This window comes from Streptomyces tateyamensis (assembly GCF_003205575.1).
Lineage (GTDB): Bacteria > Actinomycetota > Actinomycetes > Streptomycetales > Streptomycetaceae > Kitasatospora > Kitasatospora tateyamensis.
The window spans coordinates 1-218 of the sequence record NZ_PYBW01000349.1; the positions used below are offsets into that span (position 1 = coordinate 1).

At 75.2% G+C, this 218-nt stretch carries 1 protein-coding gene; it reads right to left on the bottom strand.

Annotated elements, in window-relative coordinates; translation table 11 throughout:
• Nucleotides 1-218 (bottom strand): hypothetical protein (locus C7C46_RS35685; protein WP_181442693.1); only part of this gene is annotated, 218 nt, incomplete at both ends.

Here is a 218-nt window from a genome sequence, read left to right on the forward strand (position 1 = left end):
GCCCGGCCAGCGAGGCGTCCTGGTCGGCCGCGCTGCCGTCGGGCGCCGCGCTGACCAGCACCGTGCTGCCGTGCTCCAGGTCGCGGACCATGACCTGGCTGGGCGCGCGGTAGTCGTTGTCGAGCGAGGTGAACTCGGCGTACCGGCCGTCCGCGCTGATCGTCCCGCTGGTCACGTCCGCCGTGGCGCCGTTCGGCTCGACGCTGGCCGCCTCGGTC